The organism is Ruegeria sp. CH2 (assembly GCF_056537065.1).
Genome location: NZ_JBQFQV010000010.1, coordinates 85,713 through 107,380, shown reverse-complemented (window position 1 = coordinate 107,380; position 21,668 = coordinate 85,713). Strand labels below are relative to the sequence as shown.

The 21,668-nt window shown below is 61.4% G+C and carries 21 protein-coding genes; 14 read left to right on the top strand and 7 right to left on the bottom strand.

Features of this window, described 5'->3' with window-relative positions; genetic code table 11:
* Positions 1–279: 279 nt before the first annotated feature.
* On the bottom strand, positions 280–1,152 hold the full coding sequence (locus ACR0M9_RS14360) for an S-methyl-5'-thioadenosine phosphorylase (protein ID WP_480773922.1): 873 nt from the start codon (positions 1,150–1,152) through the stop codon (positions 280–282).
* Between the two features lie 66 nt (positions 1,153–1,218).
* Positions 1,219–1,779 (bottom strand): invasion associated locus B family protein, encoded by a 561-nt coding sequence (locus tag ACR0M9_RS14355; protein WP_480773921.1) that lies wholly within the window; start codon positions 1,777–1,779, stop codon positions 1,219–1,221.
* A gap of 165 nt (positions 1,780–1,944) precedes the next feature.
* Here ACR0M9_RS14355 and ACR0M9_RS14350 point away from each other — a divergent pair, with 165 nt between their 5' ends.
* On the top strand, positions 1,945–3,579 hold the full coding sequence (locus ACR0M9_RS14350; RefSeq protein ID WP_480488476.1) for a SulP family inorganic anion transporter: 1,635 nt from the start codon (positions 1,945–1,947) through the stop codon (positions 3,577–3,579).
* Positions 3,580–3,714: 135 nt separating this feature from the next.
* Here the strand turns inward: ACR0M9_RS14350 and ACR0M9_RS14345 are convergent, their stop codons facing one another.
* Entirely contained in the window at positions 3,715–4,320 is a 606-nt protein-coding gene (locus ACR0M9_RS14345) for a flavin reductase family protein (RefSeq protein ID WP_480773920.1), read from the bottom strand.
* Positions 4,321–4,392: 72 nt separating this feature from the next.
* On the opposite strand from ACR0M9_RS14345, the gene ACR0M9_RS14340 reads away from it, so the two are divergent.
* The 5 genes from ACR0M9_RS14340 to ACR0M9_RS14320 all read left to right on the top strand — a co-directional run bounded on the left by ACR0M9_RS14340 (position 4,393) and on the right by ACR0M9_RS14320 (position 7,455).
* Entirely contained in the window at positions 4,393–4,887 is a 495-nt protein-coding gene (locus ACR0M9_RS14340) for a GNAT family N-acetyltransferase (protein ID WP_267363076.1), read from the top strand.
* A 52-nt stretch (positions 4,888–4,939) separates the two neighbouring features.
* Positions 4,940–5,683: an EcsC family protein gene (locus ACR0M9_RS14335; RefSeq protein ID WP_480773919.1), complete on the top strand. Its 744-nt coding sequence runs from the start codon at positions 4,940–4,942 to the stop codon at positions 5,681–5,683.
* A gap of 140 nt (positions 5,684–5,823) precedes the next feature.
* Positions 5,824–6,285, top strand: a complete 462-nt coding sequence (locus ACR0M9_RS14330; protein ID WP_480773918.1) for an NUDIX hydrolase — start codon at positions 5,824–5,826, stop codon at positions 6,283–6,285.
* Positions 6,286–6,357: 72 nt separating this feature from the next.
* A complete protein-coding gene (locus ACR0M9_RS14325; protein ID WP_480507785.1) occupies positions 6,358–6,813 on the top strand; it encodes a DUF1178 family protein in 456 nt (151 codons plus the stop codon).
* A gap of 3 nt (positions 6,814–6,816) precedes the next feature.
* A complete protein-coding gene (locus ACR0M9_RS14320; protein ID WP_209505642.1) occupies positions 6,817–7,455 on the top strand; it encodes an SDR family NAD(P)-dependent oxidoreductase in 639 nt (212 codons plus the stop codon).
* On the opposite strand, the gene ACR0M9_RS14315 is transcribed toward ACR0M9_RS14320, so the two are convergent.
* Entirely contained in the window at positions 7,449–7,805 is a 357-nt protein-coding gene (locus tag ACR0M9_RS14315; RefSeq protein ID WP_480773917.1) for a hypothetical protein, read from the bottom strand. The two genes, ACR0M9_RS14320 and ACR0M9_RS14315, sit on opposite strands and share 7 nt — an antisense overlap.
* A gap of 165 nt (positions 7,806–7,970) precedes the next feature.
* On the opposite strand from ACR0M9_RS14315, the gene ACR0M9_RS14310 reads away from it, so the two are divergent.
* From ACR0M9_RS14310 to ACR0M9_RS14285, 6 genes are all read left to right on the top strand, one after another.
* The gene (locus ACR0M9_RS14310; RefSeq protein WP_480488466.1) at positions 7,971–9,209 is read left to right on the top strand and encodes an aspartate kinase; all 1,239 of its coding nucleotides are present in this window, start codon (positions 7,971–7,973) and stop codon (positions 9,207–9,209) included.
* 46 nt (positions 9,210–9,255) lie between these two features.
* The gene (gene ptsP / locus ACR0M9_RS14305) at positions 9,256–11,499 is read left to right on the top strand and encodes a phosphoenolpyruvate--protein phosphotransferase (protein ID WP_209505648.1); all 2,244 of its coding nucleotides are present in this window, start codon (positions 9,256–9,258) and stop codon (positions 11,497–11,499) included.
* 149 nt (positions 11,500–11,648) lie between these two features.
* Positions 11,649–13,094 carry a glucose-6-phosphate dehydrogenase gene (gene zwf / locus ACR0M9_RS14300; RefSeq protein ID WP_480773916.1) on the top strand — a complete coding sequence of 482 codons (1,446 nt, stop codon included), beginning with the start codon at positions 11,649–11,651 and terminating at the stop codon, positions 13,092–13,094.
* A gap of 2 nt (positions 13,095–13,096) precedes the next feature.
* On the top strand, positions 13,097–14,902 hold the full coding sequence (edd, locus tag ACR0M9_RS14295) for a phosphogluconate dehydratase (RefSeq protein ID WP_480773915.1): 1,806 nt from the start codon (positions 13,097–13,099) through the stop codon (positions 14,900–14,902).
* Between the two features lie 4 nt (positions 14,903–14,906).
* Complete coding sequence (locus ACR0M9_RS14290; RefSeq protein WP_480773914.1) at positions 14,907–15,539, top strand: bifunctional 4-hydroxy-2-oxoglutarate aldolase/2-dehydro-3-deoxy-phosphogluconate aldolase; 633 nt, start codon at positions 14,907–14,909, stop codon at positions 15,537–15,539.
* 51 nt (positions 15,540–15,590) lie between these two features.
* Positions 15,591–16,781, top strand: a complete 1,191-nt coding sequence (locus ACR0M9_RS14285; RefSeq protein WP_480507795.1) for a pyridoxal-phosphate-dependent aminotransferase family protein — start codon at positions 15,591–15,593, stop codon at positions 16,779–16,781.
* Between the two features lie 127 nt (positions 16,782–16,908).
* On the opposite strand, the gene ACR0M9_RS14280 is transcribed toward ACR0M9_RS14285, so the two are convergent.
* Positions 16,909–18,024 carry a pyridoxal phosphate-dependent aminotransferase gene (locus ACR0M9_RS14280; RefSeq protein ID WP_480773913.1) on the bottom strand — a complete coding sequence of 372 codons (1,116 nt, stop codon included), beginning with the start codon at positions 18,022–18,024 and terminating at the stop codon, positions 16,909–16,911.
* 90 nt (positions 18,025–18,114) lie between these two features.
* Here ACR0M9_RS14280 and ACR0M9_RS14275 point away from each other — a divergent pair, with 90 nt between their 5' ends.
* Complete coding sequence (locus ACR0M9_RS14275; RefSeq protein WP_480773912.1) at positions 18,115–19,185, top strand: SMP-30/gluconolactonase/LRE family protein; 1,071 nt, start codon at positions 18,115–18,117, stop codon at positions 19,183–19,185.
* Between the two features lie 66 nt (positions 19,186–19,251).
* Positions 19,252–20,034, top strand: coding sequence for a crotonase/enoyl-CoA hydratase family protein (locus tag ACR0M9_RS14270; protein ID WP_209505660.1), 783 nt, complete (start codon positions 19,252–19,254; stop codon positions 20,032–20,034).
* Here ACR0M9_RS14270 and ACR0M9_RS14265 read toward each other — a convergent pair whose 3' ends face one another.
* Together ACR0M9_RS14265 and ACR0M9_RS14260 are read right to left on the bottom strand one after the other, a co-directional pair.
* Complete coding sequence (locus ACR0M9_RS14265; protein ID WP_480773911.1) at positions 20,035–20,367, bottom strand: DnaJ family domain-containing protein; 333 nt, start codon at positions 20,365–20,367, stop codon at positions 20,035–20,037.
* A 39-nt stretch (positions 20,368–20,406) separates the two neighbouring features.
* Positions 20,407–21,570 (bottom strand): benzoate/H(+) symporter BenE family transporter, encoded by a 1,164-nt coding sequence (locus ACR0M9_RS14260; RefSeq protein ID WP_480773910.1) that lies wholly within the window; start codon positions 21,568–21,570, stop codon positions 20,407–20,409.
* Between the last annotated feature and the right edge of the window lie 98 nt (positions 21,571–21,668).

Sequence of the window (21,668 nt, the reverse complement as noted above, 5' to 3'; positions counted from 1 at the left end):
TATAGCCAAACTACCAGTACTTGACAATTTTCATGGTGACCAGCTTTCGGGCCCTTCAAATCGGTCGGATCAGGCCGAGACTTGCACGAAAACTGATACGAGTGCGATCCGTCACAACCGTCGCATTCTTGCGGCGAGTATCCCGGCAGAAAGTACCCGCATCCCCTGTGCCCGGACAGTTTCGAGCGCAAGGGTCGATGCCATGCTTGGACGCTTGAACAACGTGATCCGGAAAACCGATCTGCTGTCGGCTGCAATGCCCGACGCGTCGCGCAGAACCTACAGAATCCGACCCGCAACCGCGTCCAACTTGGCCAACAGCGCCGGGTCGCGTTTTTCAGGGGCAGTCAGGATTGCGTATTCCAAGGCCCGGTCACAGCCATGCGGGCAGGGCGCGCGGTCGGACCCCAACAGGGCGGGTAGGCCCTTGACCAGTGCACGGCCCTTATCGGCATTGCCGGTCAGGGTCGCAATGATGGTGGTCACATCCACCTCGCCATGATCCGGGTGCCAGCTGTCAAAATCGGTGACCATTGCGATCGAGGCATAACAAAGCTCGGCTTCGCGGGCGAGCTTGGCTTCGGGCATGTTGGTCATCCCGATCACGTCGCAGCCCCATTGCTCGCGATACATCTTCGATTCCGCCAGAGACGAAAACTGCGGCCCTTCCATCGCCAGATAGGTGCCGCCGCGATGGATCGTGATACCGGCAGCCTTGCCTGCGGTCTCACAGGCGTCCGACAGGCGCGGGCAGGTCGGGTGCGCAACGCTGACATGGGCGACGCAGCCTGTTCCGAAAAAGCTCTTGTCGCGCGCAAATGTCCGGTCGATGAACTGATCGACGATGACAAAATCGCCCGGTGCCATGTGTTCGCGAAACGACCCGCAGGCCGAGACCGAGATCACATCCGTCACACCAAGCCGTTTCAGCGCGTCGATATTGGCGCGATAGGGCACATCGGTGGGCGAATGCACATGCCCGCGCCCATGGCGCGGCAGAAAGGCCATTGCGACACCGTCCAGCGACCCGGTCAGAATCTGATCCGAGGGCGCCCCCCAAGGGGTATCGACACTGACCCATTCCGCATTTTCCAGCCCATCGATGTCATAGATGCCTGATCCGCCGATAACGGCAATCCTGGTTTGGGTCACTGTCCTGCTCCGCCTGAAATACTGATATTGAATTTGTGCGGGTTCGGCCCGAAATTGACAAGAGGTCTATTCCTGTTTCGCCAGCAGGTTACGCTGTTGAGATTGCGTATTGAAATCCGCCCACGCGGCTCCAAACTCATCCAGCGGCCACGTCAGGTCCTGCGATTGACCATGCCTGTCACGAAACTCAAAACGATACGCATCCCCGTTCAGCATGGCATCCAGCAGGCTGTCGGCGCGATGATCCTCGAATGTGCAGCTTAACCCTGTCAGGCACCCGGGGCGCCGCGTGCGCCAGATCACATCCTGATCTTTCTCTATGCGGAATCCAGAAGGGATGAAGAAGGTGCCGGGCTCAATCCCGAACTCGATTTTGAAACCATCTGGTTCAGGTGTGATGAACATGAATTGCGCCGCAAATTTCGGACGCAAGGAAAACACCTCGGCGCGCCTTATGTAGCAGCGCTTCACCAAAGTACCGGCTTCCTCACGCTCGTCACAAATCGAATTCCAGATGCCGAAAATTTCATGGTGCGTGACACGCCAGTTTCCAGCCGTGTCATTCCCTTGCAAGTCCTGTGCAAAGGCGGGCAGGGCCGATAGAAATATAAGGGCAATCCAACGCATGAACTCACATTTGGGTGCTTGATCCGGGTGCCGCAAATCACGTTGCCGAGAGGCAAGTTATGCGCTGTGCGCATGGCTGCATCCCACCTCCTGCGGTGGCTTAACAGCGGCGCGCCCGCTACAACGACCCCTTCGCGCGAACATAAAATCCTTTAGGACTGTCCAATGCCCCGAGCCTTGCTGGCAAGTTTTGCCAACCGTATCGCCATACCCGATCTGCGCTGGGTGCCGGATGAGGGGCTGACCTTCTCTCGCCTGCGGATCGAGCTGCTGTCCGGCCTGACCGTGGCCCTCGCACTGGTGCCCGAGGCCGTGGCCTTTGCCTTTGTGGCAGGCGTGCACCCGCTGGTGGGCCTATATGCCGCTTTCCTTGTGGGGCTCATCACCGCGCTGATCGGCGGACGACCCGGCATGATCTCGGGCGCGACGGGCGCGCTGGCGGTCGTCATGGTGGCTTTGGTGGCCGAACATGGGGTCGAATACCTGTTCGCGACGGTGGTTCTGATGGGGATCCTCCAGGTTATCGCCGGGGCGATGCATTGGGGTCGCTTCATCCGACTGGTGCCGCACCCGGTGATGCTGGGTTTTGTGAATGGCCTGGCCATCGTGATCTTTCTGGCCCAGATGGGCCAGTTCAAGGTGCCGGGTACCATGGAAAACACCGGTCACGGCATGGGTGGTGGAGAATGGCTCTCCGGTGCGCAGCTATACACCATGCTGGGCCTTGTGGCACTGACCATGGCGGTGATCTGGGTGGTGCCGCGCATCACGCGCATCATTCCTGCGCCTCTGGCCGGTATTCTGGTTGTCGCTGCGCTGGTGATCGGTCTGGGTCTGGATGTTCCGCGCGTCGGTGATCTGGCCTCGATCGAAGGTGGTCTGCCTGCCTTCCACATCCCGATGGTTCCGCTGAACTGGGGCACGCTTGAGGTCATCCTGCCCTACGCTGTCATTCTGGCCGCGATTGGCCTGATTGAATCCCTTCTGACCCTGAACCTTGTGGGCGAAATCACCGGCAAGCGCGGCGGGGCGTCTCAGGAATGTATCGCCCAGGGAGCGTCGAATATCGTTACCGGCTTTTTCGGAGGCATGGGTGGCTGCGCGATGATCGGTCAGTCGATGATCAACGTGAAATCCGGTGGCCGGACCCGTATCGCCGGGATCGCTGCGGCGCTGTTTTTGCTGACCTTCATCCTGTTTGCCTCACCGCTGATCGAGCAGATCCCGCTGGCCGCGCTGGTTGGGGTGATGTTCATGGTGGTCATCGGCACCTTTGCGTGGAACTCGTTCAAGATCCTGCGCAAGGTTCCACTGACCGACGCCTTTGTCATCGTTCTGGTCACCGTCGTGACAGTGATGGAAGACCTCGCGGTTGCTGTTGTGGTCGGTGTCATTGTCTCGGCTCTGGCCTACGCTTGGAACAACGCCAAGCGCATCCACGCCGTCACCCGTGAGTCCGCGACCGAAAAAGGGGCGAAGGTCTATGAAATCCAGGGGCCGCTGTTCTTTGGGTCATCGGATGGCTTTATCGAACTCTTCGATGTGCCGAATGACCCGGAAACCGTCATCGTCGATTTCGCTGAAAGCCGTGTGGTGGACCAGTCGGCGTTGCAAGCCATCGAAAATATCGCGGCCAAATACGAGGCCGCGGGTAAACGCGTCATGTTGCGCCACCTGAGCCGGGATTGTCACAAGCTGTTGAACAAGGCAGGCCACCTTATGGTCGACAGTGACGATGACCCGGATTACGAACTTGCCGTCGATTACTCGGTCCGTACCGGCATTCTGGGCGGCCACTGATCCATTTGCGAGGCTCTGCCTCGCGCTCCGGGATATTTGAAGCCAGATGAATGAAGGATCCCTGCTTCATCTGGCCAAAAAATATCCCGGGGGAGCCGCCCGGAACGGGCGGTGGGGGCAGAGCCCCCGACACCCTCAATCATCCGGGCGACTGAGCGAGAACAGCTCGGACACGACCGAATAGTCCCGGTACCCAAGCCGCGCCAGAGGTTTGAACGAGGTTACGTCGAACTTGCCCTCTCGGATGTGGTCGTCGAGCAGATGCACGCCTGTTACTTCGCCGAACACGACGCGGTTGGCCGCGCCCGGCAGAGTGACGATCTGGGTCAACTTGCATTCCAGTGCTGCCGGGGCGCCTTGTACGCGGGCGCAGGGTATGGTTTCACATTCGACCGGGGTTAACCCGGCATGGGCAAACTCGTCCACCTCCTTGGGAAGGCTGGCCGAGCTGGCGTTCATCGCATCCTGTTGCGCAAGCGCTACAACATTCACGCAGAATACACCTGTCGCCTCGATATTGGCGATACTGTCCTTGCCGCCGATCTGATCGTGTTTCGTGCCGGTTGTGGCGAACATCACCTGCGGCGGTGTGTAAGCAACCCCGTTGAAAAAGGAATAGGGTGCCAGATTGTTGATCCCACCCGCATCACGGGTCGAGATCCAGCCGATCGGGCGTGGCGTGATAATGGCGTTGAACGGGTTGTGCGGCAGGCCGTGGCCGTCTTCGGGGCGGTAGAACATCATATCTCCAAGCGTTTGCCCAAGGCGTAACGAAGTGCTAGGGCGATTTCCAGCAAGGAAAAGAGGGCGGGTGTGCAGCAATTCGGGATCAGGCCAGAAGAGCCGGACGATTGGTGGGAGGTCGAAGCCCTCTATGACCTGTGCTTTGCGCCGGGCCGTGAGGCGTTGTCGTCCTACCGGTTGCGCGATGATGTGCCGCCGGTTTCTGACCTGTCACTGGTCGCGCGCGACGGTCAGGGCATTCTGGCCGGGGCGATCCGCTTCTGGCCGGTCCATGTCGGCGAACACGACGCATTGCTGCTAGGCCCGGTTGCCGTACACCCAACCCACCAGGGCGAGGGTCTGGGCGGGTATCTGATCCATGCCGGTGTCGAAGCCGGGCGTAAGCGCGGGTGGCAGCGGGTCATGCTGGTCGGTGACGAACCCTATTACAGGCGATTTGGTTTTGCGCGGCTGCAAGGTGTCGAGATGCCACCGCCCACCAACCCGGACCGGGTTTTGGGGCTAGAACTGATGCCCGGTGTCTGGTCCGGAGTTCAGGGGGCTGTCACCCGCTGGACCCGCTGACCTATTGAATCGACACGGCTTAACGCCGATGTTGATAGGCAGGAGGACGCACATGCAGAACGTGGTTCTTGTCGAAAACGTGGATGCCGAGGCTGAACTGGATCGTTTGGCGGGTTATTACCGATCTGCCGGAGGGACTGGTGTCAAACTGCTGAACAAGCTGGGCGGATCAGCCGAGTCACTGCTCGAGCAATTGCCCGATCCGGTTCGGAACGGCCTGACAGGGGCTACCGAGCAGGCGCTGTGGCTTGCGATGCACGCGGCTCAGGGGTCCCGGCGTGCGATCCCTGATCAGCAGCCCTGGGTCAATACCGCGCTTGCCACGGCCATGGGCGCGGCCGGCGGGCTGGGCGGTGTTTCAACAGCCCTGATGGAGCTGCCTGCAACAACCGCCATGCTGTTGCGCGCCATTCAGGGGGCCGCCGCGCGCGAAGGTTTCGATCCGTCTGCCGAGAACGTAAAGTTCGACTGTGTGCGGGTTTTGTCCGCATCGGGCCCGCTGTCGCATGATGACGGTGCGGATCTTGGCTTTTTCTCGGTGCGCCTGACACTGACGGGTCCGGCCATGCAGCGTCTGATTGCTGCAGTGGCACCACGCTTTTCAATCGTGCTGGGGCAAAAACTGGCGGCACAGTCCGTCCCGGTGCTCGGCGCGTTGGCCGGTGGTGGAACGAACTATGTCTATTCGCGCTATTACCAGCAAATCGCGCGTGTGCATTTCGGCCTGCGAAGATTGGCGGTTGATGCCGATATCCCGCATAACGAGCTGGTGAAACAGCTGTCAGCCCGTATGTGATCAACAAATGCGCCATCACGCCGGACTTGGCGGACACCACTTCATATGGTAGTTTTTCAAGAGAAAGGCGCTAAATAGGCGTGTCCTGCGGGCCTATAACGCCAACGGGTCCTTTGCCCGAACAAAAGGTGCGTCGCGCAATGAATGCAAGACCGGTACTGCGTGAATTGGCTGAGACTGCGGAACACCCTGTTTTGCGGCAATCCGCTGCCCTGTGTTACCGGATACGGCATGGCCAGCCAGAGGTTTTGCTGATTACAACGCGTCAGGCCCAGCGCTGGATTATCCCCAAAGGGTGGCTTATCCCCGGGCTGACCCCATCAGAAACCGCAGTGCAGGAAGCCTGGGAAGAAGCGGGCGTGACGGGGCGATGCAGCAAAGCGGGGCTGGGGCAGTTTCTGCACGTCAAGCACCGCCCAAATCAGCCTCCGGCCTTGATTCTGGTTGATGTTTTTGCGCTGCATGTACAGACAATGTCGCAGGACTTCCCCGAAAAGCACGAGCGCAGGCGCAAGTGGTTTGCGCCTGAAAACGCGGCCCAAAAGGTCAGATCACCCGAGCTTGCCGAATTGTTACGCGACTTTAAGACCCATACACATTAAGATAGCACCAGAGAGGCTTGATATTGTCAGTCTGGTCGGTATCTATTCGCCAATCGCAATTTTGGACTGAACATGATTCAATACGCGTTGAAATGCAGTGAAGGCCACACATTCGACAGCTGGTTTCAATCTGCCGAAGCCTTTGACAAGCTGGCTTCTGCAAGGATGGTGACCTGCGCGATCTGCGGATGTGCGCAGGTTGCGAAGGCAATCATGACACCGCGTGTCCGTCCGGCCCGGAACGCAAAGGGAAAAACCGATAGCGCGCCTGTTTCCAACGAACGGATCAACGTTGCCACCCCTTCGCCCGAGATAGAGAAGGTTCTGGCCGAGATGCGCCGCCATGTAGAAAAGAACTCGGACTACGTCGGCAAGGATTTTGCCAGCGAAGCGCGCAAGATGCATCTGGGAGAGGCGCCAGAGCGCTCGATTTACGGTGAAGCCAGACCGGATGAGGCAAAATCGCTGATCGAAGATGGCGTGCCGGTGGCACCGCTGCCGTTTCTGCCCAGCAGAAAGACCAACTGACCCATGCATGTCGTGATCACCGGTGCCAATCGCGGTATCGGTCGCGCCCTTGCCTTGCGCTACGACACCCGCGGTGACGTGGTCACCGGAACTGCGCGAGATGGCAGCGCAAAGGTGCGTCTGGACGTGTCGGACCCGGCCCAACAGGCGGCAATGGCCGAACAGTTGCAAGACCAGCCCGTTGATCTGCTGATCTGCAATGCCGGGGTCTATCTGGACAAGGGGCACACGCTCAACGACTACCCCGCCGATATGTGGGCGCAAAGCTTTGCCACCAACGTGACCGGCGTTTTCCTGACTGTTCAGGCGTTGTTGCCCAATCTGCGCGCCGCAGGCGGCAAGGTCGCGATCATCTCGTCTCAGATGGCGTCCCATACGCGGGCGCCGGGGGGCAGCTATATCTACCGCGCCTCCAAAGCGGCGGCGCTGAATCTGGGGCGAAACCTGGCGACGGATCTGAAAGCCGACGGGATCGCCGTGGGCATCTATCATCCGGGCTGGGTGCAAACCGACATGGGCGGTGGCGCTGCTGATATTGATGTCGATCAGGCCGCCTCCGGCCTGATGGAACGCTTTGAGGCCCTGTCGATCAGCTCAACCGGCTGTTTCGAAACCTATGACGGTCAGGCGCACGTTTACTGACGGGTCAGTGCCGCTTTGGGAATTTCATAGACTTCACCGGGTTCAATATAGACCACAAGCAGGTCACCCAGCGTTTCATAGGTCATCTTCGAGGTCGAGCTGCTGGACTCCGGCGCACCATCCTTGAAATAGATGTTGCGCACCTTGCCACCCCCCAAAGCCACGGCCAGCGTCGTTGTGCCGTCATCATGGCGGCGCAGTTCTGCATTGCAGCTTTGCATCGGGTCACCGGCATTTGCGGCGCAGGGCACCTTGCCCAGTGCATTCTTTCCGTCCGTGCCGGCCACACTGGCAACCTGCGCCAATGCAGGCGACGATAACAAAGTAACGGCAAGGGCTAGGCGAAACATGGGGAACCTCTTGATTTGGTTGTTACTCGCAGGCTGACACCGCACCTGCGCAATGTAAAGCGGCCCTGTGCCACAGGCGGGTCCTGTTTGCGCTCTTGCTCTTGGGGTGCCCCTCGCTTATGAGGCTCGGGACCTCTAATCCAAGGCGCGGAGACATTTGCCCCCATGCCCGTACTCGTTATGAAATTCGGCGGCACTTCGGTCGCCAACCTGGACCGCATCCGCCGTGCTGCCAAGCGCATCGGTGTCGAAGTTGCCAAGGGCTATGACGTGATCGTCATCGTCTCGGCCATGTCGGGCAAAACCAACGAGCTGGTGGGCTGGGTGAACGAGACCTCGCCGCTGTTTGATGCACGTGAATACGATGCTGTGGTATCTTCGGGCGAAAACGTCACCGCTGGCCTGATGGCGCTGACATTGCAGGAAATGGATGTTCCTGCGCGCAGCTGGCAGGGCTGGCAAGTGCCGCTGCTGACAACCAGCGCGCACAGCCAGGCCCGGATCGAAGACATCCCGACCACGAACATCAACCAGAAATTCGGCGAAGGCATGAAAGTGGCCGTTGTGGCCGGGTTTCAGGGGCTCAGCCCCGAAGGCCGCATCACCACGCTGGGCCGGGGTGGCTCTGACACCACTGCCGTGGCTTTTGCCGCCGCGTTTGGTGCGGAACGCTGCGACATCTATACCGACGTGGACGGCGTCTATACCACCGATCCGCGCATCTGCGAAAAGGCGCGCAAGCTGGACAGGATCTCGTTCGAGGAAATGCTCGAACTGGCGTCGCTGGGCGCCAAGGTGCTGCAGACCCGCTCGGTCGAGCTGGCAATGCGCTACAAGGTAAAACTGCGCGTTCTTTCAAGTTTCGAAGAACAATCCGACGAGGCCGGTACGCTGGTCGTTGACGAGGAGGATATCATGGAATCCAATGTTGTGGCCGGTGTGGCCTATTCCCGTGACGAGGCCAAGATGACCGTCGTTTCGGTGGCGGACCGTCCCGGTATCGCCTCGACCATCTTCACCGCGCTCAGCGATGAGGGCGTCAATGTCGACATGATCGTGCAGAACATCTCGGACGAGGGGCGCACGGACATGACCTTCTCGTGCCCCACCGATCAGGTGGTCCGTGCCGAAAAAGCGCTGCTGGCGATCAAGGACAAGGGCGAGCTCAATTATGCCGAACTGGTCGCCGATACCGGTGTCTGCAAGGTCTCGGTGGTGGGAATCGGTATGCGCTCGCAATCGGGTGTCGCGGCCAAAATGTTCAAGATACTCTCGGATGAGGGGATCAACATCAAGGTCATCACAACCTCCGAGATCAAAATTTCCGTTCTTATCGACAGGAAATACATGGAACTTGCCGTTCAGGCACTGCATGATGCCTTTGAACTGGACAAGGCGGCCTGAGCTGATCGGCCAAGGGTTTCGCCTGACACACTGAATTGGTTGGGCCATGGCGGACGGCACGGAAACAGAATCCCGCAAGCTGCTGGGGCGGTTGCGCGAGGCGATGGCCAGCGAAGCCGCTGGACAGGAGCGCCTTGATCAGATCACTCATCTGATCGCTGACAGCATGCGCAGCGAAGTGTGCTCAATCTATCTGTTCCGCGATGATGAGACCCTGGAACTCTGTGCGACCCAGGGGCTTGCGCCTGAATCGGTACACCAGACCCGGATGCGCATGGGCGAGGGGCTGGTGGGCAGGGTCGCCAAGACCGGCAAGGTGGTCAACACCCCGGATGCGCCGTCTGAAAAAGGGTTCCGGTATATGCCGGAAACCGGGGAAGAGCGGTTTTCGTCCTTTCTCGGCGTGCCGGTGCAGCGCCTTGGGGAAAAGCTCGGTGTTCTGGTTGTCCAGTCCCGCAAAGCGCGTGAATTTTCCGCCGACGAGATCTATGCGCTGGAAGTGGTGGCCATGGTGCTGGCCGAAATGGCCGAACTGGGCGCCTTTGTTGGCGAAGGCGCGGCCCTGTCGCCACGGCACCAGCAATCGGTTCTGCTGCGCGGCGGCCCGGCGCAGGAAGGTTCCGCCGAAGGCCATGTCTGGCTGCATGAACCCCGCGTGGTTGTCACCAATCCGATCGCCGAGGACCCGCACCGGGAACGCGAACGTCTGAATGAGGCGGTGGAAGAGCTGCGCGTCGGTGTCGACAAGATGCTCGAAATTTCCCGGGATGGTGATACCGAACAGCTCAAGGTGCTGGAAGCCTACCGGATGTTTGCCAATTCCAAAGGCTGGATGCGCCGGATGGAAGAGGACATTGCTCTGGGGCTCAGTGCTGAGGCCGCGGTCGAGAAAGAACAATCTCAGGCGCGCGCCCGGATGGGGCAGGTGTCCGATCCCTATCTGCGCGAACGGCTGGCGGATCTTGACGATCTCAGCAACCGTTTGTTGCGCATTCTGACCGGGCAGGGAAAAACCGACAGCGCCGATCTGCCGCCCGATCCGATTCTGGTCGCACGCAATATCGGCCCCGGCGACTTGCTGGAATACGGGCGGGCGCTGAAGGGGATCATCCTCGAAGAAGGTTCAGTCGGCAGTCACGCCACCATTGTGGCCCGTGCGCTGGCGATCCCTCTGGTGGTCCATGTGGGCCGGATCACGACCGAAGCGTTGAATGGCGACCACGTGCTGGTGGATGGCGATCAGGGCGTTGTTCACCTGCGCCCCGAAGATAGCGTGGTCGGCGCCTTCCGCGACAAGATCGCGATGCAGGCCAAAGCGCAGGAACGCTATGCCTCGATCCGCGAAACGCCCTGTATCACACGCGACGGGACGCGCATCAATCTGGTGATGAACGCAGGCCTTATGGCCGACCTGCCGTCGCTGGGAACATCAGGTGCCGAAGGTGTTGGCCTGTTCCGAACCGAGCTGCAATTCCTGATCCGCAATCAGATGCCCAAACGGTCCGAGCTGGTCACCCAGTATCAGCGGGTACTGGATGCGGCAGGCGACAAAAGGGTGGTGTTCCGCACACTGGATATCGGGTCGGACAAGGTGCTGCCCTATATGAAACACGTGGCCGAACCCAACCCGGCCCTGGGTTGGCGCGCCATTCGTGTCGGTCTGGACAAACGCGGCGTGATGCGGATGCAGTTGCAGGCCCTTCTGCGCGCTGCCAATGGTCGCCCGCTGACCATCATGTTCCCCTTTGTCGCGCAGGCCGAGGAGTATCGCGAAGCCCGCTGGGAGGTAAACAAAACCATCGAACGCGAAAAGCGACTGGGCCACGTTCTGCCCGAAACGCTTGAAGTCGGCGCGATGCTGGAAACCCCGTCGCTGGCCTTTGCCCCGCAAAAGTTCTTTGACGAGGTCGATTTCATCTCGATCGGCGGGAACGACCTCAAGCAGTTCTTTTTTGCGGCTGACCGCGAAAATGAACTGGTCCGCCGCCGCTATGACACGTTGAATGTCAGTTTCCTGAGCCTGATGGAACGCATTGTCGAACGCTGCGGGCTTTCGGACACCCCGCTCAGTTTCTGTGGCGAGGATGCGGGCCGTCCGGTCGAGGCGCTGTGCCTTGCGGCCATGGGTATTCGCACCCTGTCTATGCGCCCGGCGTCGATTGGTCCGGTCAAAAGCCTGTTGCTGCGGTGCGACCTGATGGAGGTGCGAAAAATCATCGCCGACGCGCGCCATCGTGGCGAACAATCCGTGCGCCCGGCCGTGATGGAGTGGCTGCGCAGTCAGGTATAGCCCGCAAAACCTCGCTTTTTGGGGAAACTATGCTTGATTTTTTCGCGCAGGCTTTCTATCACGCAGGCAATGTTAGCGGTAACAGTGTGCCGCAGAGCCGTTTCATGCCGTGCTGAACTGATATCGGCAAACTCGAGAAGGAGCCTGTGATGGTTTCACGCGTAATTCCGGTAGAGCCGTTCGATCTTGTGTTGTTCGGCGCGACCGGGGATCTGGCGCAACGTAAGATCTTGCCGGGCTTGTACCATCGGTTCGAGGTCGGCCAGATGCCCGATGGGGCGCGGATCATCGGCACGGCGCGCTCGGATATCGACAGCAACGGGTTTCGCGATCAGGTCCGCGCATCGATGCAGGAATTCGCACCAAAGTTCAAAAAGGACACATTGGACCGGTTCCTGTCTCATGTTGAATACGTGCCGGTGGATGCACTGGGCGATGCCGGATGGTCCGATCTGTCCAAGCTGCTGCGCCCCGACGTGGTGCGGGCCTTTTACCTGTCGGTGGGTCCCAGCCTGTTTTCCGGCATTGCGCAGCGCCTGCATGACGCCGGTCTGGCCACGCCGGACAGCCGCATCGTTGTTGAAAAGCCTTTCGGTCATGACCTTGCCTCGGCCAGGGCGCTAAACGAAGGCTTGCGGGCGTGTTTCAAGGAACACCAGATTTACCGGATCGACCATTATCTGGGCAAGGAAACCGTGCAGAACCTGATGGCGCTGCGCTTTGCGAATTCCCTGTTCGAGCCGCTTTGGAACTCGACTCATGTCGACCATGTGCAGATCACCGTGGCGGAAACCGTCGGGGTCGAAGGGCGCGGGGCCTATTACGATCAATCCGGCGCGATGCGGGACATGATCCAGAACCATCTGGTGCAATTGCTGTGCCTGACCGCGATGGAACCTCCGTCAAAGTTCTCTCCCAACGCAGTGCGTGACGAGAAGGTCAAGGTGATTGAGGCGCTGGAACCGGTCGAACCCAGGGACATCGCCCGTGGTCAGTATCGCACGGGCAAGGGCGGTGACGGATACCTTGATCACGTTGGCAAGCCGGCCAGCCGCACCGAAAGCTTCATTGCACTCAAGGTCCATATCGGCAACTGGCGCTGGGCCGGGGTGCCGTTCTACCTGCGCACAGGCAAACGTCTGCGCGTCCGTGCCTCTGAAATCGCGGTGTTCTTCCGCGACCCACCACACACGATCTTTCCCAATGTCGGCCCGTTGCATGGCAACGTGCTGGTGATCCGTCTGCAACCTGACGAAGGCATCACCCTGCGCACAACGATAAAGGAACCGGGGCAGGGCGGCTTCCGCCTGTCCGATGTCGCTCTGGACATGAGCTTTGCCGACGCGCTGGGTGATGACTCGCAATCCCCGGACGCATATGAACGCCTGATCATGGATGTCATCCGGGGCGATCAGACCCTGTTCATGCGTGGGGACGAGGCCGAGGCCGCCTGGGCCTGGGTCGATCCCATCATTCACGGCTGGGAACAGCGCGGGGACAAACCCGCCAAGTACGATCAGGGCAGTTCAGGCCCCGAAGAAGCACTGATGCTGATGCATCGCGATGGGCGTCGCTGGCGTCAGATCGGAGGGTAATCATGGTTCACTCTGTCATTTCCGACGTCACCAAACGGATCATCGACCGCAGCGCCGATCTGCGTGGTCCCCATATTGACCGGATGGAACAGGCCAGATCCAAAGGTCCCGCCCGTGCGCACCTGTCCTGCAGTGGTCAGGCCCATGCCTACGCGGGTGCGGGTGAAGACCAGCAATCCATGGCCACCGGCACGGCGGGCAATCTGGGCATCGTCACCGCCTATAACGACATGCTGTCCGCCCATCAGCCCTTTGAACGGTACCCTGCCTTGATCCGCGACGCGATCCGCGCCGCCGGAGGCACCGCTCAGGTCGCGGGTGGTGTACCAGCCATGTGTGACGGTGTCACCCAGGGTGAAGCAGGGATGGAATTGTCGCTGTTTTCACGCGACGTGATCGCACTTGCCACTGGCGTCGCGCTCAGCCACAACACCTATGACGCGGCTGTCTTCCTCGGCGTCTGCGACAAGATTGTCCCCGGCCTGATCATCGGTGCGCAGGCGTTCGGGCATCTGCCTGCCGTGTTCCTGCCCGCAGGGCCAATGACCAGTGGCCTGCCCAATGACGAAAAGGCCAAGGTCCGCCAGAAATTCGCTGCCGGAGAGGTCGGGCGCGACGAACTGATGGCCGCTGAAATGGCCGCCTATCACGGCCCCGGCACCTGCACTTTCTACGGCACCGCCAACACCAACCAGATGCTGATGGAGTTCATGGGCCTGCACCTGCCGGGCTCCAGCTTCGTCAATCCCAACACGCCCTTGCGCGACGCGCTGACACAAGAGGGCGCGCGCCGCGCCCTGTCGCTCAGCGCGCTGGGAAACAGCTATACCCCGGTTTATCAGGTGCTCGACGAACGGGCCTTTGTGAACGGTATCGTCGGCCTTATGGCGACCGGAGGTTCGACCAATCTGCTGATCCACCTGATCGCCATGGCGCGCGCCGGGGGCATCGTGCTGGATTGGCAGGATTTTTCCGATATCTCCGCCGTTGTTCCACTGGTCGCGCGGGTCTATCCCAACGGTCTGGCCGACGTGAATCACTTCCACGCCGCAGGCGGGCTTGGGTTCACCATCGGCACGTTGCTCGAAGAAGGTTTGCTGCACCCCGATACGCTGACCGTCGCCGGGCAGGGCCTGCACAATTACACGCGCGAACCCAAGCTGATCAATGGTGAGCTGACATGGCAAGACGGTGCAGGCCACAGCCTGAATGACAAGATCGTCCGTCCCGCGCGCGATCCGTTCCAGCCCACCGGCGGCCTGTCGCGCCTGACCGGCAATCTGGGCACCGGGGTCATGAAAGTATCAGCCGTCGCGCCAGAACATCAGGTGGTCGAGGCTCCGGTCCGCGTTTTCCACGACCAGGACGCGGTCAAGGCAGCCTTCAAGGCTGGCGAGTTCACCGGTGACGTCATCGTCGTCGTGCGCTTCCAGGGCCCCAAGGCCAACGGGATGCCGGAACTGCACTCACTGACGCCCATGCTGTCGATCCTGCAGGGCCGGGGCCAGAAAGTGGCGCTGGTCACCGATGGCCGTATGTCTGGCGCATCCGGCAAAGTACCCGCCGCCATCCATGTCGTCCCCGAGGCGCTCGACCGCGGCCCCATTGCATACCTTCAGGATGGTGACATCCTGCGCGTTGACGCGGTCAGGGGTGATTTGGAAATCCTCACCGCAGGCGTTTTGGACCGTGCGCCCGTCACCGCCGACCTGTCCGCCAATCAACACGGTACAGGGCGCGATCTTTTTGGCGCGTTCCGCCAGAATGTCGGCTCGGCCGACACCGGTGCCAGCATTTTCGGAGTTTAACCTCATGTCCAAATCCCAACGCACCCGTGAAATCTGCGCACTGGCCCCGATCGTTCCGGTTCTGGTTGTCGATGACGTCGCGCAGGCCTGCCCGCTGGCCGAGGCATTGGTCGCCGGCGGTCTGCCAGCGCTTGAGGTCACTTTGCGCACGCCCGCCGCGCTCGACGCGATCCGCGCGATGGCCAAGGTGCCCGGCGGCGTGGTCGGCGCAGGTACGCTGGTCACACCGGAAGACGTCCGCGCCGCCAAAGAGGCGGGCGCGCAGTTCGGCGTCTCTCCGGGCGCAACCGACGCGCTCATCGCGGCGTGCGAGGCCGAGGGCCTGCCGCTGTTGCCCGGCGCGGCCACGGCCAGCGAAGCGATGGCATTGCTGGAAAAAGGCTATGACATGCTGAAATTCTTTCCGGCCGAGGCCTCGGGCGGCGCGCCCGCACTCAAAGCCATCGGCGCACCCCTGCCGCAGATCAGCTTTTGCCCGACAGGCGGGGTGTCGCCGTCCAACGCCCGTGACTACCTGTCCCTGTCCAATGTGGTCTGCGCCGGTGGCAGCTGGGTCGCGCCCAAGCAGATGGTCGAAAGCGGCGACTGGGCCGGGATCGAAACACTTGCGCGCGAGGCATCGAAGCTGGCGGATTGACGCCGCGAAGCCCCTCGGTAATGTGGGCGTCAACTCAGACAGGTTGACCCCATGACACAGACATCTGCCCTCTCCCAGGGGCGAACTTATTTGGCGATCCCGGGCCCGTCGGTGATGCCGGACGCAGTCCTGCAGGCGATGCATCGCCCGTCGCCCAATATCTACGATGGCGCGCTCATCGACATGATGCCCGCGTTGACCCGCGATTTGCGCCGGGTTGCTCGCACAGGCCATGACGTCGCCATCTATATCGCCAACGGTCACGGCACGTGGGAGGCCGCGTTGTCCAACGTGATCGCCCCCGGCGAAACCGTTCTGGCTCCTGCCTCGGGCCGGTTCACCCATGGCTGGGCCGAGATGGCCGAAGGCATCGGGGCAAAGGTGCAACTAATCGATTTTGGCACCTCATCCGCCTGGGATCTCGACCGAATTGCCGACGCATTGCGCGCGGACAAAAGCTACCAGATCAAGGCCGTTCTCGCGGTTCATGTGGACACATCAAGCTCGATCCGCAACGATATCCCGGCACTGCGCAAACTGCTCGACGATCTGGACCACCCGGCGCTGTTGATGGCCGATTGCATCGCCTCGCTGGGATGCGACCGGTTCGAGATGGATGAATGGGGCGTCGATGTCACGGTCACCGCCTGCCAGAAAGGCCTGATGACCCCCGCAGGCACAGGCTTTGTCTTTTTCAACGACAAAGCACAGGCCAAGCGGGCCGCCATGCCGCGTGTGTCGCGATACTGGGACTGGCAGCCGCGCGCCAATCCCGACCTGTTCTACCAGTATTTCGACGGTACCGCGCCGACACATCACCTTTATGGTCTGCGCGCCGCGCTCGACCTGATCCATGCGGAAGGGATCGAACAGGTCTGGGCCCGCCATGAGCGTCTGGCTACTGCCATCTGGGCGGCCTGCGAAACATGGTCCGAAGGCGGCGCGCTGCATCTGAACGTTGCCGACAGCGACCACCGCAGCCATGCCGTTACAGCCCTGCGCCTGACCGCAGGGCGCGGCACGGCCCTGCGCGCGTTCACCGAACATCAACTGGGCCTGACACTGGGCATTGGCCTTGGGATGGAGGATTACGACAGCTGTTTCCGCCTCGGGCATATGGGCCATGTCAACGGGCAAATGGTGATGGCGATGCTGGGCGGTATGGAAACGGCCATGGCCGCGCTTGATATCCCCCGTGGCAAAGGCGCGCTCGAGGCCGCCGCCGCCGTCCTGGCCGCCTGATACACGTCAGACGAACAGCACTGATCCGCCCCTTCATCTGGCCAAAAATATCCTCGGGGGGAATCGCGCATTGCGCGATGGGGGGCAGACAGCCCCCCCTTTGCCCCGATGGCAAGACAGACCAGTGCTAGGCAGTATGTGACCGCACCTCCACTAGCGCCTTGGGCAAGGCGGCCGCAAAAGCATCCAAATCTGCTGTTTCACCACAGCTTACCCGGATGCACCTGTTCTGGGGCGCTGCAAACGGCATCCGAACAAACAGACCCCGCGCAACCAAAGCCTCCAGTACCGCTCTGGCGAACTCGCCATCCCGCCCGCAATCAATCGTCACGAAATTGGTGGCCGAGGGCAGGGGCTCCAACCCGTTCTCGCGGGCAATCGTTCCTATCCGCTCACGCGCCTCTGCGATCTGTGCCTGAATGTGCTCCAGCCACGCACCATCCTGCAACGCGGCCAGCGCCCCGGCCTGCGCCGCGCGGTTCATGCCGAAATGGTTGCGCACCTTGTTGAAGGCTGCAATCAGGTCGGGCGCTCCAATGGCATAGCCAACCCGTGCGCCCGCCATGCCATAGACCTTGGAAAATGTCCGCATTCGGATCACGCGAGGGTCGTCTGCGCTGACGGGTGCCGCTGTCCCCTCTGGCGCGCATTCCACATAAGCCTCATCCAGAATCAGCAGGCAACCCTCGGGCAGGGCATCCATCGCCGCCACGATATCCGCGCCGGAATGCCAGCTGCCCATCGGATTGTCCGGATTGGCCAGATAGACCAGTTTTGCCCCCACCTCGGCCGCCTTCGCAAACAGGGCCGCCGGGTCCTCGTGATCCCCGGCATAGGGAACCTTGTGCAGAACGCCACCGAACCCGGCCACATGATAATTGAACGTCGGATACGCCCCGTCCGAGGTTACAACCGCATCCCCGGGCCCTACAATCAGACGCACAAGATAACCCAGAAGCCCGTCAATCCCTTCGCCTACGACGATATTTTCGGGGGTTACCCCATGATACTCGGCCAAAGCATGGCGCAGATCGTGATTCTCGGGATCGCCATACATCCAGATATCAGACGCGGCCTGCTCCATAGCCCGGATCGCGCGGGGCGAGGGGCCAAACACGCTCTCGTTGGCGCCAAGACGGGCAATGAACGCCGTGCCGCGCTGACGCTCTTGCGTTTCGGGGCCCACAAAGGGCACGGTGGCGGGCAGGGATTGGGCAAGCGGGGTGTATCGAGGTCCTGTCATGCCTGCAGATAACCCCAAGCCCGAGCTTCGGGCAAGCGCGCACCTCATCCCGCGCGTCAGAACGTATTGAAACACAAGTAAGGAGCGCAGATGCGCATACTGTCTGCCATTGTTCTTCTGGGCCTTGCCTATCTTCTGTTCTGGCCCGTTCCCGTTATCCCCGTCGCCGTTGAGATGCCTGAAGATGCCGGTTTCACAGGGGATTTCGCAGAAAACACCGCGCTGGACGCCGCGCAGCTGATCCGCCTGCCGGATGGGGAAACCGGCCCCGAAGACATCGCCATCCTGCCCGGCGGTGCGGTCTATACGACCAGCCGGTCCGGCACGCTCTATCGGATTGACGGGGCCGACCCTGTTGTGGTCGACCAGCTTGGCGGGCGTCCTCTGGGCCTCAGGGCCGGGCCGGATGGCGCGCTATATATTGCCGACAGCTTTCGCGGGGTGATGCGCTGGACTGGGTCGGGCACGCTTGAATCCGTGGTGGCAGATATCGACGGTGCACCCGTGGTCTATGCAAACCAACTGGACGTGGCACAGGACGGCACGATCTATTTTTCGAACTCCTCTGACCGGTTCGACCCCGAAACCATGGGCGGGACCAAGCCGACCTCGGTCCTGACCATCTGGGAACAGTCCGAGACAGGCTATGTCGCGCGTCACAACCCCGATGGCCGCACCGAAAAGATTGCCACTGGATTCGTCTATACCAATGGCATTGCGCTCTCACCTGACGCAGATTTCCTGCTGATCGCCGAAACCGGCCGCGCACGGGTGCACAAGCTGTGGCTCAGCGGGCCGAAAGCCGGTCAGCAAGAGGTCTTGCTGGACAACCTGCCGGGCTATCCCGACAATCTCGAAGCACAGGGCGATGGCACCTACTGGATGGCCTTTGCCAGCCCGCGTGTTCCGTCCGAGGTGCTGATGCCGTACCCCTTCCTGCGCAAGGTGATCTGGCGACTGGGTCCCACCGTGCGCCCGGCGCCGATCCACCGGGGTATGCTGGTGCAGTTCGATGGTGAAGGCACGATCCTGCGCACGCTACAGGATCCGCAGGGCCGTATTGGTATCACGACAGGGGGCCGGATCGTGGGCGATCAGTTTTATGTCATGACGCTTGATTCCCCCTGGTTCGGGCGGATGCCTGTCAGCGATATGCCCTGACGTCGCAGTGGAAATCGGCGTCCCGTCCGGGCATGGTCGCCGCAACTGAATTTCGGGAGGTCCCCCATGTCACGCGTATCCGTCACCTATCAAGACCATGTTGCCCATGTCACCCTGACCCGGGGTGACAAGATGAACGCGCTGGATGACGCGATGGTCAAGGCATTGCTCTCAGCCGGGCAAGAGGTCGCCGCCTCGGACGCCCGCGCCGTGGTTTTGTCGGGCGAGGGGAAAAGCTTCTGCGCCGGGCTCGACATGGCAAGCTTTGCCAAGATGGCCCATATGGACCCCACCGAATGGCTGATGACCCGCAGCCACGAAGATGCCAACGAAATGCAGGAGCTGGCGCTGATATGGCGTCGCGTACCGGTGCCGGTGATCTGCGCCATTCAGGGCGTCGCCTATGGCGGTGGCCTGCAAATCGCGCTGGGCGCGGATATCCGTATCGCGCACCCCGAGGCGAAACTGGCGGTGATGGAGATGAAATGGGGTATCATCCCCGATATGGGCGGCATGGTTCTGCTGCCCCGGCTTGTGCGTTCGGACGTGCTGCGCCTGCTGACCTACACGGCCCGGCCCATCGGCGCGCAGCAGGCGATGGATTGGGGACTGGTCACGCAGCTTTCAGATGACCCGCTGACCGAAGCTCTGGCCATTGCCGAGAATATCGCCGGTCAAAGCCCCTCGGCTATCCGTGCCGCCAAGCGGCTGATCGAAGTGGCCGAAACCCAGCCCCGTGCGGACGTTCTCAAGGCGGAATCCGCCGAGCAGGTGGAGTTGATCGGCAAGCCTCATCAGATGGAGGTCGTGATGGCGCAGATGCAGGGCCGCAAGCCCGAGTTCAAGTGATCAGCGCATGAAAGCCCGCCGCGCATCGCGGGCCATGTTGTAACGCATTTCCAGATTAGCGATCTCCGACATCGCGGCCCGGCGTTCCGCGGGGTCGGTCAGGGCCGGATACGCTTTGCGGGCCGCATCCAGTTTCTTTTTGATGTCGAACTCTTCGGGCAGAACCCCGGCTTGCGCCATGATCCGGTGCCCGGCGGCGATGGCCGGATCGCCCTGCGCCTCGCCGGACCGGTCGGGCAGGGGGTGACCTTCGCCGACAAGGCCCTGCAACTGCCCCTCGGCCTGTGCCTTTTTGATCTGGCGTTCCACCAGTTTTCCAAGTGAACCGAACATGGCGCAATAATACCCGGTAAGGGCGGGATACGAAAGCGGCTACCGAATTCTGTTGCTCACCAGATAGGCCAGCCCGCCGACCAGAAGGCCCCAGACCGCCGCGCCCAGCCCAAAGACCGAGATGCCCGATGCGGTGATCGCAAAGGTCAGCATCGCGGCCTCACGCTCGGCCGGAACCTCAAGTGCTGCGAAAATCGAATTGGCCAGAACGCCGATCAGGGCGACACCGGTCAGTGTCCCCATCAACAGCGGATCGGCATGGGATGCAAAGCCGGTAATCGCCACGGCAAAGATACCGAATACACCATAGAACACACCACTCATGATGGCCGACCAGTACCGTTGCGCGGGGTCGGGGTGGCTGTCTTCATTGGAACACATCGCAGCCGTGATCGCCGCAAGGCAGGTGGCAGGTGCACCAAATGGCGCAGATAACAGGCTCGCCCCACCCACGGATGAAAACAGCCTGCCCGGTGCCGGGGTATAGCCAAAGCTGCGCATCACCGCGATGCCGGGAATATTCTGGGTCGCCATCGTGACGATGAACAGCGGGATGGCGATCCCGATGGTCGAGGCCAGCGAAAAACTGGGCGTGGTCCAGACCGGTGCCGCCAGCCATCGCGCCGGGGTCACCGATGCGTCGCCTGCGTTCAGCACCACAACCAGCGCGGCGGCGACAACAGCTGCCGGAACAGCGAACAGCCGGTTGATCCGGCCCGCGATGAACCATGTCAGGATCACCGGCAGGGCTTGCGCGGGCAATTCGACTGCGGCCTGAAAGGGCAGAATGCAAAGCGGCAGCAGAACCCCCCCCAGCATGGCCTGCGCCAGTGTCGTCGGAATGGCGGCCGCCAGCCGCCCCAGTGGCCGCCAAAGCCCGGCCAGAACCGTCAGCGCCCCTGCACACAGGAAGGCGCCCGTCGCCTCGGCAAACCCCAGCGCCGGTGTCGCGGACACCGCCAGCAGCGCCGCCCCCGGCGTCGACCAGGCGACGCTGATCGGTTGCCGGTACCACAGGCTCAGAACAATGGCGGTCAGTCCCATTGCGATGGCCGCCATCATCAGGCCCGAGGCCGCCTGCGCCGGAGACGCCCCCATCGCGGCCAGCCCCTGCAACACGATAGGAAATGAACTGAAGAATCCGACAATGGCGACTACAAGCCCGGTCGAGACTGTCTGGAGCGGTGGGGCAAACTGGGTCATGACTGCCTCGGGCGGTTGGGGTTGGTGATTGCTAACAAGCGGCGGCAGGGACGGGCAAGGTCTGAACGCGCAAAAGAAAACCCCGCCAGATCAGCGGC